Here is a 12862-nt window from a genome sequence, read left to right on the forward strand (position 1 = left end):
TTTTAAAATGGATTTAAGTGGAATGAATAAGGAACAACTACAAGCGATTAAAACTACGGAAGGGCCACTCTTAATCATGGCTGGAGCAGGGAGTGGTAAGACGCGAGTTCTAACACACCGCGTAGCTTATCTTCTAGATGAAAAACAAGTCCCATCTTATAATATTTTAGCGATCACTTTTACAAACAAGGCAGCAAAGGAAATGCGTGAACGTGTAGATAGGTTAATTAAAGAAGATGCGAACAGAATGTGGATTTCAACATTCCACTCCATGTGTGTCAGAATTCTAAGAAGAGACATTAGCTATCTCGGATACGATACGAGCTTTTCTATTTTAGATCCGCTAGACCAACAATCCGTCATTAAAGACATTTTAAAAAATAGAAACCTAGATGTAAAACAGCATAACCCTAGAAGTATATTATCAGTGATTTCAGCCTATAAAAACCAATTGATAAAACCAGACCAAGCGATTCAAGAAGCAGGCGGCTTCCTAGATGAACTCTACAGTCAAATATATAAGGACTATCAAGAGGTGCTCTATCGTAATAGTTCTTTAGATTTTGATGACTTAATCATGCTAACAATTGAATTGTTTGAAAAAGAAGCCAGTGTCTTAAGCTACTATCAGTCGCGTTTTCAGTATATTCATGTTGATGAGTATCAAGATACGAACCATGCACAGTACCGCCTAGTACAGATGCTTGCGGATAAGTATCGAAATATTTGTGTCGTTGGGGATTCTGACCAGTCTATTTATAAGTTCCGTGGCGCAGACATTCAAAACATTTTAAACTTTGAAAGAGACTATCCTGAAGCCACAGTTATAAAACTAGAAGAAAACTACCGTTCGACTAAGATGATTCTAGATGCTGCCAATGCAGTCATTGATAACAACACAGAAAGAAAACCGAAGAACTTGCGCTCTAACAAAGGAGAGGGGGCGAAGGTGGAAGTGAACGTTTCCTTTAGTGAACGTGAAGAAGGGCAAGCCGTTGTCCGAAAGATTCAAGAGTTGAGTGATGAATACTCATATGGTGATATGGCAGTGCTGTATAGAGCGAATGCTCAATCTCGTGCGGTAGAGGATGCCTTCGTTAAGTCAAGTATTCCCTATAAAATGGTTGGTGGTATGAAGTTCTACAGCCGCATGGAAATCAAGGATTTAATGAGCTACTTAAAAGTCATTCAAAATCCTTTTGATGATATTAGCTTCAGTCGCATTATTAATGTGCCTAAAAGAGGCATTGGGGCAAAGACCATTGAAAAGCTTCAAGCCCATGCAGATCAGTTGAACTCCAGTATTTACGATGCGATTCGTGACGCAGACTTTTTGGGTATACCACAAAAGACTGTTGTGAAATTAGTGTCTTTACTAGAAGTATTGGATAACTTAAAGGAAAAGTCCAAATACTTAACGATGACAGAACTCGTAGACGAAGTATTAAAAGATACCGGCTATCACGACATGTTAGCACAGGATAAAACACTCGAGGCGAGAAGTCGTTTAGAAAACTTAGAAGAGTTTAAGACGGTCACGAAAGAATTTGATAATGAGCACCCTGTCCAAGATGATAATCTATTTGAGTTCCTAAGTGATATGGCTTTAGTTTCCGACCAAGATGGTGTGGACGATACAGTGGGCGTGACGATGATGACCATGCACGCTTCAAAAGGCTTAGAGTATAAAGTCGTCTTCATTGTCGGTTTAGAGGAAGGCGTCTTTCCATCTAAACGTGTTCAATTTGACGATAAAGAACTTGAAGAGGAACGTCGACTCATGTACGTTGGTGTCACACGTGCCATGGACCGACTCATCTTATCAAGAGCAGAGTCAAGAATGTTATATGGCCGTACTGAATCCAATATGATGAGTCGGTTTTTATCGGAGATACCTGAAGCGTTAGTAGAGAATCAGGGTGGAACAAAATTATTCGGTAACACGAATCAGCCCACACCATCTTATGCTAAAGGTCCGAAAAAACGGTCACAGGTTATTCAAAAAAAACCAAATGCCACATACAGTATCGGAGACAAGGTATCTCATAAAGTATTTGGTGATGGTATCGTTTCTCAAATTAAGGGTGAGGGTGATGATACGGAGTTAGACATTGTCTTTCATACCGCAGGGCCAAAACGTCTTTTGGCGAATTTCGCACCACTCGAGAAGAAGGATTGAGACTAGATGAAAGAAAAAATTAGAGCCTTACAAAAACAGTTAAATCAATATAACTACGAATACCATGTCCTGGATCAACCATCAATTCAGGACGTCGATTACGATAAATTACTCAGGGAATTAATTGAATTAGAAGAACAATATCCTGAGTATAAAAGTGCGGATTCACCGACCGTTAGGGTCGGTGGCGCTGTCTTAAGTCACTTTGAGAAAGTGCGTCATAATACACCGATGTTAAGTTTGGGTAATGCCTTTAATGAAGCGGACTTAAGAGCATTTGACAAGCGGGTCAAACAAGTTTTGAACAGTCCAACATATATGTGTGAATTAAAAATTGATGGTCTCGCCGTGTCGCTTACATATGACAATGGGAAATTCACCATTGGTGCGACACGCGGTGATGGTACAGTTGGAGAGAATATTACTGAAAACTTAAAGACCATTCATGCCATCCCACTTTCAGTGCCTACAGACTTATCCTTTGAAGTCCGTGGTGAAGCATACATGCCAAAATCTTCTTTTGAAAAATTAAATGAAGGTCGCCTTGAACGTGGTGAACAAGAATTTCAGAACCCAAGAAATGCAGCAGCGGGATCACTGAGACAGCTAGATCCAAAGCTTGCAGCTAAGAGAAACTTATCAGTATTTTTATATAGTGTCACTTCACCAGAAGCATTAGAAGCTACGACTCAAAACGGTGCTTTAGATGCATTGGATAAGCTCGGCTTCAAAACCAATCATGAACGTCAGCTATTAAATAGCATAGACGAAGTTTTAGAGTATATCGATTACTGGACGACACACCGCTTTGAACTTCCCTATGAGATTGATGGTATTGTCATTAAGGTCAATGATCTACAAGAACAAGATGAGCTCGGATTTACAGTAAGATCTCCCCGCTGGGCAATCGCTTATAAGTTCCCAGCCGAAGAGGTGATTACCGAGGTCTTAGATATTGAGCTGACAGTGGGACGTACAGGTGTCATTACACCAACAGCAATTCTAGAACCAGTTAAAGTTGCAGGTACAACAGTTGGACGTGCCTCGCTTCACAACCACGACCTCATTGAAGAAAGAGATATTAGAATTGGTGATAAGGTCGTCATTAGAAAAGCAGGAGATATTATTCCTGAAGTGGTTAAATCACTTAAAGAGGAACGAACAGATCAAGCGGTCTATGAAGCACCAACAACTTGCCCATCGTGCGGACATGATGCGGTACATTTAGAAGATGAGGTTGCGATACGTTGTATTAACCCTGCCTGTCCAGCTCAGCTTCAAGAAGGTATTATTCACTTTGTTTCTAGAGGGGCAATGAATATTGATGGTCTTGGAGAAAAAGTGGTTAGGCAGCTATTTGAAGCGGACTTGATTAAAGATGTTTCTGATTTATATAGCTTAAAATATGAGGATTTAATTGAACTTGAGCGTATGGGTGATAAGAAGGTTCGTAATTTGCTCCAGGCGATTGAGGCATCAAAAGAAAATCCTTTAAATAAAGTATTATTTGGTTTAGGCATTCGGTTCTTAGGTGCTAAAGCATCCAGACTTATAGCAGAAGAATACGGTACAATCGATAAAATCCTCGAAGCCAGAGCTGAATCATTAATTGAAATTCCTGAAATTGGTGAGAAAATTGCAGACTCTATAGTGACTTATACTTCGAATGAGGACTTTAGAAAATTGATTAAGAAATTACAAGACCATGGATTAAATTTCACTGAAGAAGTTCAAGAAGTAGCTGGTAACCTTTTTTCTGATATGACAGTGGTCTTAACTGGTAAACTAGAAGAAATGACACGTCAAGAAGCAGGTGCATATATTGAATCCCAAGGTGGTAAAGTCACGAGTAGCGTATCTAAAAGTACGGATCTTGTCGTCGCAGGTAGCGATGCTGGTTCGAAATTAGAGAAAGCCAAGCAACTCGGAATCGAAGTTTGGAATGAAAGAGAATTTATTGAGAAATTGGGGCAATGACAATGAAGTTTAAAACTTTAATGCTCGGCGGTGTCGTAGCCTTCTTACTAAGTGCTTGTGGTGAGAATGAGGCAGAGATCACAGAGCAGACCGAAAATTCTGGCCTTGAAAATGAAGTGTCAAATGTTCAGGTTGAAGAACAAGAGGATAGAATAACTTCAAGTGGTGACGAATTTTATCGATCAGTGGTACCTTATGAATTGTCACCAGCTAGAGGCTTATCAAGTCAAAACATGGTGTCTTCATACAATGTTGAGGAGTTTGAAAAAGGCTTATTTGAAGTGAGTAAAGGAGAGTTTCCGACGGATCAGTTTGTCTTTAGAGAAGGACAGATTATCTCAGAGGAGATGACTAGAGGTTACTTAGGCCGTCAATATACGAGTGAAGAGTTAGAAAATATGGAAGAAGATGAGCTATTAAGTTCAGATGCCTTCAGTAACTTAGGTTTAAATCCATCGACAAATGGTGAGACTGATCCTGAAGTAATCGCCGAAGAAGCACCGCTTTACCTCTCACATATTTTAGAGCAGAACTACTTGTCTGAAGATGAAGAAGGTAATTTAAACTTTGATGGTATTACGATTGGACTTGCGATGAATAGTGTTCACTATTATCAAACTGAGGAATATGGTCAAACACAAGAACAAGAATTAGACCCAGAAGTCGTCAAAGAGGAAGGCGAAAAGATGGCAACTGAGATTTTATCACGTATTCGTGCGAACGATGAATATGTAGATAAGAAGATTGTTTTCGCAATATTCATCCAATCATCAGATACTGATATTGTACCCGGTAATTTCGTCTCACAAGCCACAGTTGAACCAGGTGAAAATTCAATCAGTGAATTCACTGATATCAACGTACAAAATGTACTCTTACCTTCTAATGAAGCGTCTGAAATCTCAAGTGAAGTAAACAGTGAATACGAAACCTTTAACAGAGAGTTATCGTCATATTTCGATAGTTTTACGACATCGGTTGGACGTGGGAAATTTGTCGATAATAATTTAGATACGTTGACTGTTGAAATCCCCCTTGAATATAATAGCCGCGGAGAAATGATAGGTATGTCGCAGTTCGTTAGAGACTTAGTAGATGAACACTTTACCAATACTGATGTTGAAGTAGAGATTAAAGATAAGTCACAGGTCTATAGTGTCATCACGAGAGAAGGCGAAGGACAAGCGAACTTATACATCTTTGAATAGTGAGTTCACATGGTAAAGTCAAGGTAGATTTGGTAAACTAATAATATTGTAAAAACATAGGAGGGTCATTCATGATAGAACTTAACCTTGATAGAATTCGCCATGTTGCGAACCTATCAAAAATTGAGATTAAAGATGATGAGGAACTAAAGAACCTATCAACAAAAATTCAAAGCATTGTTGCACATGCAGATCAACTTAACGAACTTGATCTAGATCAGGTTGAGCCGATGACCCATGCACTTCAGGTTGAATCTAAACTGAGAGAAGATAAAGCAGGTCAGCCGTTAACACAGGAAGAAGCTTTAAGTAATACTGAACATACAGAAAACGGACAATTCAAAGTTCCTAAAATGATATAAAGGGAGGGTCAATGAAGTGAATATTAATGAATTAACAGTTGAAGAATTATACTCAAAAATTCACAGTAAAGAAATTAAACCCTCTGAAGTAATAGAGGCTTTATTCAATAGAATTGAAAAGTACGATGGAGATATTAAAGCGTTCATTACACTGACAAAAGAAGAAGCAACAGCTAAAGCAGAAGAACTTGATCGTATGCAGGCTGAAGATCAAATGGATCAGGCATTATTTGGTGTACCATTTGGTATTAAGGATAATATTGTGACAAAAGATGTCTTAACGACTTGTGCGAGTAAGATGCTACACAATTTTAAACCAGTCTATGACGCAACAGTAATGAACAAGCTGAATAGTGAAAATGGTATTATGCTTGGTAAATTAAACATGGATGAGTTTGCGATGGGCTCAACTTCTGAGACATCTTACTACCAAACAACTAAAAACCCATGGAACTTGAACTGTTCACCAGGTGGCTCTTCAGGTGGTTCAGCAGCAGCTGTTGCCGCAGGTTTTGTACCCTTTGCTCTTGGAACAGATACGGGTGGATCAGTAAGACAACCTGCATCCTTCTGTGGCGTAGTTGGTATGAAACCAACTTATGGTCGAGTATCTCGCTTTGGTTTAATTGCCTTCGCATCCTCACTTGATCAAATTGGACCTATTACACGTAATGTACGTGATAATGCAAAAGTCCTAGAGCTAATCGCAGGAGAAGATACTGAACACGACATGACAAGTGTTCAAAATCAGGAAATAGACTTTTTATCTGGTATAGATGAGGACGTAAAAGGGTTGAAGATCGCTTTACCTAAGGAGTTTTTAGGTGATGATGTGGACGAAGAAGTGACACAGGCTGTATTAGATGCTAAAAAACGTTTTGAAGATTTAGGTGCAACTGTAGAAGAAGTGGAGATGCCTAATCTTAAATACGTAGTAAGTTCTTATTACTTGATTGCTTCGAGTGAAGCGAGTGCCAATCTCGCACGCTTTGACGGTATCCGTTTTGGTTACCGTTCAGAAAATGCAAATACACTTGAAGAACTATATAAAAAGTCTCGTGGCGAAGGATTTGGTGATGAGGTAAAACGCCGTATCTTACTTGGTACTTATGTGTTAAGTGCAGGGCACTACGATGCCTTTTACGTAAAAGCACAAAAATTACGTCGATTAGTTGCGGACGATGTGAAAAGAATTTTAAAAGATCATGATTTAATTATTGGGCCAACGTCAACGACTCCAGCACATAAATACGACGAAGTAAGTATCGAAGGGACAAAAGAATATAAGAATGATATCTTAACGATCCCAGCAAACTTAACAGGTATACCTTCTTTAAGTATTCCATGTGGCATTACTGAAGATAATCGACCAATTGGATTACAAATCATGGGTAACCACTTCGAAGAAAACAAAATTTATAATGTTGCTTATCAGTTTGAAAAAGTTTATAACTTACATGAAGAACTCAAAAATCTAACGATGGGGGCGGAGTAAGATGCATTTTGAAACAATAATCGGACTCGAAGTCCACGTTGAATTAAAAACGGATTCTAAAATATTTTCAAATGCCCCATTACACTATGGACACGATCCTAACACGAATCTGTCAGTAGTTGAACTTGGGTACCCAGGAACTTTACCGGTCTTAAACCATAGGGCTGTAGAATATGGTATGAAAGCTGCCATGGCATTAAACATGGAAATCGCAACAGATACTAAATTTGATAGAAAAAACTATTACTATCCAGATAATCCGAAGGCCTATCAAATTTCACAGTTTGACAAACCGATTGGTGAGCATGGTTCACTTGAAATCGAAGTCGATGGACAAAAGAAAAAAATTGGCATTACTCGTCTACATCTAGAAGAGGATGCAGGTAAATCTACGCATAAGGATGACTATTCACTAGTCGATTTAAACCGTCAAGGTACAGCCTTAGTTGAGATTGTTTCTGAACCCGATCTTCGTTCACCGGAAGAGGCTTACAAGTATCTAGAAAAGATTAAATCAATCATTCAATATACGGGTGTCTCTGATGTGAAGATGGAAGAAGGGTCACTTAGATGTGATGCGAATATTTCCATTCGACCTGTCGGACAAAAAGAGTTCGGTACGAAAACTGAGCTGAAAAACTTAAACTCATTTAACTTTGTCAGAAAAGGACTTGAGCATGAGGTTGAGCGTCAGGAGAAAGTACTCCTATCCGGCGGTGTTATTGAACAAGAAACAAGACGTTATGATGAGAAGACAGGCGAAACAGTACTCATGCGTGTCAAAGAAGGTGCAGATGACTACCGCTACTTCCCAGAACCTGATCTATTATATCTACACATTGATGATGAGTGGGAAGAAGAAGTTAGAGCTACGATTCCTACATTACCAGACGAATTACGTGAGAAGTATATAAATGAATACGACTTACCTGTCTATGACGCAGAAATTTTAACGATGAGAAAAGAACTCTCTGACTTCTTTAGCGAGATGGTAGAATCTCATCAAGCAGATCCTAAGCTTGCTTCAAACTGGCTGATGGGTAATGTTAATGAGTACGTAAATAAAAACAATGTGGCGATTGAAGAAACTGGAATTACACCAGAAAACTTAACAGGCCTGATTGAAATTATTGAAGACGGCACAATTTCAAGTAAGCAAGCTAAGAAGGTATTCACTGAGTTAATTAGTAAGGGTGGAACAGCGAGACAAATTGCGAAGGACTTAGGTATGGAGCAAATCTCTGATCCAGAAACCTTAACACAGATGGTGACTGAAGTACTTGATGCTAATGAACAATCAGTTGAAGACTTTAAGAATGGTAAAGACCGTGCAATTGGTTTCTTAGTGGGTCAAATCATGAAGAAATCAAAAGGGCAAGCAAACCCTAAAATGGTAAATGAAATACTTCTAACAGAAATTAAAAAACGATAAGTTATTTATAAAAAAGGCGGAAAATCATATGATTTTCCGCCTTTTTACTTACTGAAGTAAGTATGCTTGAATATTATTTATTATCTCATCTTCAACTGCTGGATTCATAACATTGTCATCTGGGTTATAAGGGTTCTCAACAGAGACTTCTTGGTTATCGATATAGAAGAAGTCATTGTTTGGGAAGTATTCAGCATCATTACTTAGCGTGTCTGCTAAGTTTTCATGTTCGTGAACATTTGCATTACCAAGTATAATAACTGTCTTATCTGCATTGTATAGGTCCATGTATGCATTTCTTAAGTTATTCAAGTTACGTTCCGGAAGCACTTCATCATTATAGTCTGCAATTTGCATTGCATCCATGATCACAATGTCGCTATTGTCGTTAACAGTTAATTCATTCATATCAACAGTGTTACCTGGCATTTCCACTTGATTAAACTGTATAGTGTTTGTATCGAACTGTTGGTTTAATCTGTCAGCAAAGTCACTGTTGTAGTATGCAGGTGTTAAAACGTCGACAATTAAAGCTTCATTGTTAGCAATTCGCTGATCATACTGTTCTTGGATGCTTGACTCATTAAAAGCGATAGAATCTGGTTGTTCAGACGTTTCAGTTTCATCAGTCGATGCTTCAGAATCTTCAGCTGATTCATTGTTCTGGTTGTCTTCATTGTTTTCTGTTTTCGCACTTTCTTGGTCTTCTGTTGTTGTGTCGTTTGACACTGAGCCGGTATGTACGAAGTTAAAATACAAGCCAGCACCAAAGACGATAAGTAATATGATTGCAATAGCTTTTTTCATAGTATCTCCTCAAATAATAATATTGCCAATCATGAATATGTTATAATATTGGCACATAATTCTTTTACTGATTATTATACATGAAATAGATGTGAACGACATTATTTTAGGATGATTGTATGAATATAAAAAATTTAAATAGTAGTGTTAAAGATATATATATAAATCAAGCATTTGAAATATTAAACTTTTTTAAATCAATGATTATAGAAGTACATCATATTGGTTCCTCTAAACTTAGAAAGTTCCCTTATGATTGTGATTTGGATATATTGTTTATCGTAAAATCTTATGATGATGTTAAGAATTTAGCAGATATATTGATTGCTGAAGGCTATGTGCAAATCGATGATTTCTCAGATTTCTTTAGGGATGATATGGTCATCAGGCGAACGGTTGATGGAACGAATATTAATATGATTTTTATGAGCAGTGGTAGTAGAAAAAAGGAAACGGTCATTAACTGTACTGAATTTCTTGTTTTCGATAAAAACTACAGTGATAATTTAAAAATACTTAAAAAAGCTTTTCTTAAGAGTGAAATTACGGAAGATGAGTACGGGGAGCGTAAATATCGTCTCTTTTCGATGATGAATAGAAATGAATCATCCGAGGGCGTATAAATTCATAATATAGAGGAGATATTTATGAAGACTGCGAGAATTATATATAATCCTACTGCTGGTAAAGAAACATTTAAAGATCAATTATCGAATGTGTTGACTCGATTTGAGAATGCAGGTTATATCACAAGTACGCATGCGACATCTGGGCCGGATGATGCGACTTATGCGGCTAGGTTTGCCTGTGAACAAAATTTTGATTTGGTTGTTGCCGTCGGTGGTGATGGTACTGTCAATGAAGTGATTAATGGACTGGCAGACTTTAACGAAAGACCAGACCTCGGTATTATCCCAATGGGGACTGTAAATGATTTTACACATGCCCTAACAATTCCAAACAATTTAGAAGAAGCTATCGATACTATTCTAAGTGGTGAAACAGCGAAAGTTGATTTAGGGAGTATGAATGGTAAGCACTTTATGAATATTGCTGGTGGTGGAAAGATTACAGAAGTGTCTTATGAGGCGCCGAGCAAACTTAAAGCAATGATAGGTTCTCTAGCTTACTATATAAAGGGTATAGAGCTGGTTCCACAAATGAGGAGTATCAATCTACGTATTGAGTATGATGATGATGTCTTTCAAGGTGAAGTCATGCTCTTTTTGATTGGTCTCACAAATTCCATTGGTGGTTTTGAGAAGCTTGTGCCAGATGCCAAACTGAATGATGGCTATTTTTCTTTGTTAATTATTGAAGATGTTAATTTAGCGGAGTTTGCCCATCTACTTTCCATCGCCATGAAGGGCGAACATTTAAAACATCCAAAGGTACATTACTTTAAAGCGAGAGAGGTCAAAGTGTCATCTTTTGAAGAGGTACAGTTAAATTTAGATGGTGAGTTTGGTGGCGTCTTACCGGCACACTTTAAAAATAAGAAAGAGTTTTTAAAAGTAAGGGTGCCACTGGCGTTTTATCAGGAATTAAATGGTGAGGACATGGAATATAGTTTACCGGACACGGAACAAGAAATGTAAAGACAATAATCTGAGGGTGACTGCTTTGAAATTGACAATATTTTCAACTACGGATGTGCATGGTGCAATTTATCCTTATAATTATTTTATGAATGAAATGAAGTCTAATGCACTGCTAAAATTTAAATCATATATTGAACATTATAAAAATATGCATGAAGACGAGTGCGTAATCACTGTGGATAATGGTGATTTGTTACAGGGTGATGTATGGAGTGAATATGACAGCATTCATCCTAAACAGGCACTCTTACCCTCAATTATCAACAATATGTATGATGTGATTGGTCTTGGCAATCATGAGTTTAATTTCGGCCTATCATTTTTAGGTGATTTCTATGAACAAGTGAATGTACCTATTGTTAATTCAAATGTCGATTTTAAGGATAGTGCGCTATCTTCCATTATTAAAAAGTCTTACATTATGAAAACAGAAATAGATAAGAAGCCAATTAATATTGGATTTTTAAGTGTAGTCCCAACGCAGATTATGAAATGGGATAAATTTCATCTATCTGGGAATGTTGATGTTCACCCTATGTCAGAAGCGGTAAAACAAACAGCAGCGGATTTAAAAGAAGATGGGGCAGATATTATTATTCTATTGAGTCATACAGGAATGAGTAAAGCGGCAGATGACCAACATACACATGGTGAAAACCAGGCAATGCTAATGGCGTTATTAGGCTGCATTGACGGTATTGTGTTTGGCCATACACACGACTTGTTCCCGCATGAAGACATCAATGTTCAAGATGAGCGCTTGGATCTATTTAAGGGCACATTTAATGGAATCCCTATGGTTCAACCTGGTGTGTCTGCCAGTCATTTAGGCTTACTATCTTTTGACTTAGAATATGACCAAGGATGGACAGTTACTGAAGGTAAATCTAGCTTAATTCCATCGACAGATATGATGATTGATTACGAAGCCCTTGAAGACTTTAATTCTTATCATGAGAAAGTGAAAGGGTACTTAAATCAAGTCGTTGGTCATACTGATGTGCCACTACATACGTACTTTTCTAGAGTTATACCTTCAAGAGCAGTCCGGGTCGTATCTGAAGCGGTCGTTTGGTATGCGAAAGGACTAGCTGAAGTTCAGAAAGAACAGCTACCTGTACTCGGTTTTAATTCTGCTATTAAAAGTGGACGAGACGGAAAGAACGATTTCACAGATATCAAAGCAGGTGACTTAACAGTCACAGACACAGTGAATTTGTATAAGCATGCAAACACATTAGTCATCGTGAAAATTACAGGCAAAGTGTTAAGAGAATGGCTTGAATGGTCAGCATCTTCATTCAATCAAGTCGGTGCAGTATCACTAGTTAAAGAAAATCATTCGAGAGATGGTTTTCCAGGTTATAACTTTGATACTTTCTTTGATCTTACTTATACATTTGATTTAAGTGAGCCAGCACGATATAGAAGTTCTGCCCATCAAATTAGTGATTCTAATAGAGTAGTAAAGCTTGAGTATGAAGGGCAACCAATTCGTGATGAAGATATGTTTTTAGTTGCAGCAAATAACTACAAAGTCGCTTATGCACCTTTTTTAAGAGATGCTGAGATTATTTATGAATCTGCCTTATCTGTTAGAGATATTTTAACTGAGTATTTGAAGAATGGTGAGACTTTTACTGATAAAAAGCCAATGACACTTTTACCACACGGAACATACCAATTTACTAGCGGGAGTCTAGGGAGAAAATATAAAGATGACTTACCGATTAGACATATTGAAGACCACGGTGATGGGTTTTCAACCTATGAAATTGATTTATAAAATGAAACAGTTAGA

At 37.8% G+C, this 12862-nt stretch carries 10 protein-coding genes; 9 read left to right on the top strand and 1 reads right to left on the bottom strand.

The window, feature by feature from the left end; translation table 11 throughout:
- Positions 1–7: 7 nt before the first annotated feature.
- From pcrA to gatB, 6 genes are all read left to right on the top strand, one after another.
- A complete protein-coding gene (gene pcrA / locus JEM45_RS10625) occupies positions 8–2179 on the top strand; it encodes a DNA helicase PcrA (RefSeq protein WP_235678866.1) in 2172 nt (723 codons plus the stop codon).
- A 6-nt stretch (positions 2180–2185) separates the two neighbouring features.
- A complete protein-coding gene (gene ligA / locus JEM45_RS10630) occupies positions 2186–4156 on the top strand; it encodes an NAD-dependent DNA ligase LigA (RefSeq protein ID WP_198687464.1) in 1971 nt (656 codons plus the stop codon).
- A gap of 2 nt (positions 4157–4158) precedes the next feature.
- Positions 4159–5364, top strand: coding sequence for a CamS family sex pheromone protein (locus tag JEM45_RS10635; RefSeq protein WP_026867140.1), 1206 nt, complete (start codon positions 4159–4161; stop codon positions 5362–5364).
- 71 nt (positions 5365–5435) lie between these two features.
- The gene (gene gatC, locus JEM45_RS10640; protein WP_026867139.1) at positions 5436–5726 is read left to right on the top strand and encodes an Asp-tRNA(Asn)/Glu-tRNA(Gln) amidotransferase subunit GatC; all 291 of its coding nucleotides are present in this window, start codon (positions 5436–5438) and stop codon (positions 5724–5726) included.
- Positions 5727–5742: 16 nt separating this feature from the next.
- Positions 5743–7221: an Asp-tRNA(Asn)/Glu-tRNA(Gln) amidotransferase subunit GatA gene (gatA, locus tag JEM45_RS10645; RefSeq protein WP_198687465.1), complete on the top strand. Its 1479-nt coding sequence runs from the start codon at positions 5743–5745 to the stop codon at positions 7219–7221.
- 1 nt (position 7222) lies between these two features.
- Complete coding sequence (gene gatB / locus JEM45_RS10650; protein ID WP_026867137.1) at positions 7223–8653, top strand: Asp-tRNA(Asn)/Glu-tRNA(Gln) amidotransferase subunit GatB; 1431 nt, start codon at positions 7223–7225, stop codon at positions 8651–8653.
- Positions 8654–8701: 48 nt separating this feature from the next.
- Here the strand turns inward: gatB and JEM45_RS10655 are convergent, their stop codons facing one another.
- Positions 8702–9460, bottom strand: a complete 759-nt coding sequence (locus JEM45_RS10655) for a hypothetical protein (RefSeq protein WP_198687466.1) — start codon at positions 9458–9460, stop codon at positions 8702–8704.
- Between the two features lie 119 nt (positions 9461–9579).
- Between JEM45_RS10655 and JEM45_RS10660 the strand changes: the two genes are divergently transcribed.
- The 3 genes from JEM45_RS10660 to JEM45_RS10670 are packed head-to-tail and all read left to right on the top strand — an operon-like array spanning position 9580 to position 12847.
- Positions 9580–10083 carry a GrpB family protein gene (locus JEM45_RS10660; protein WP_026867135.1) on the top strand — a complete coding sequence of 168 codons (504 nt, stop codon included), beginning with the start codon at positions 9580–9582 and terminating at the stop codon, positions 10081–10083.
- Positions 10084–10107: 24 nt separating this feature from the next.
- Positions 10108–11058, top strand: coding sequence for a diacylglycerol kinase (locus tag JEM45_RS10665; protein ID WP_198687467.1), 951 nt, complete (start codon positions 10108–10110; stop codon positions 11056–11058).
- Positions 11059–11083: 25 nt separating this feature from the next.
- A complete protein-coding gene (locus tag JEM45_RS10670; RefSeq protein ID WP_198687468.1) occupies positions 11084–12847 on the top strand; it encodes a 5'-nucleotidase C-terminal domain-containing protein in 1764 nt (587 codons plus the stop codon).
- Positions 12848–12862: the final 15 nt, after the last annotated feature.

The organism is Jeotgalicoccus sp. ATCC 8456, assembly GCF_016313225.1.
Lineage (GTDB): Bacteria > Bacillota > Bacilli > Staphylococcales > Salinicoccaceae > Jeotgalicoccus > Jeotgalicoccus marinus.

Excerpts from the sequence above, each read along its gene's own strand:
- JEM45_RS10665 (WP_198687467.1), top strand. The coding sequence starts at position 10,108 with ATGAAGACTGCGAGAATTATATATAATCCTACTGCTGGTAAAGAAACA.
- gatC (WP_026867139.1), top strand. The coding sequence starts at position 5,436 with ATGATAGAACTTAACCTTGATAGAATTCGCCATGTTGCGAACCTATCA.
- JEM45_RS10655 (WP_198687466.1), bottom strand. The coding sequence starts at position 9,460 with ATGAAAAAAGCTATTGCAATCATATTACTTATCGTCTTTGGTGCTGGC.
- JEM45_RS10660 (WP_026867135.1), top strand. The coding sequence starts at position 9,580 with ATGAATATAAAAAATTTAAATAGTAGTGTTAAAGATATATATATAAAT.
- ligA (WP_198687464.1), top strand. The coding sequence starts at position 2,186 with ATGAAAGAAAAAATTAGAGCCTTACAAAAACAGTTAAATCAATATAAC.
- JEM45_RS10635 (WP_026867140.1), top strand. The coding sequence starts at position 4,159 with ATGAAGTTTAAAACTTTAATGCTCGGCGGTGTCGTAGCCTTCTTACTA.
- gatB (WP_026867137.1), top strand. The coding sequence starts at position 7,223 with ATGCATTTTGAAACAATAATCGGACTCGAAGTCCACGTTGAATTAAAA.
- pcrA (WP_235678866.1), top strand. The coding sequence starts at position 8 with ATGGATTTAAGTGGAATGAATAAGGAACAACTACAAGCGATTAAAACT.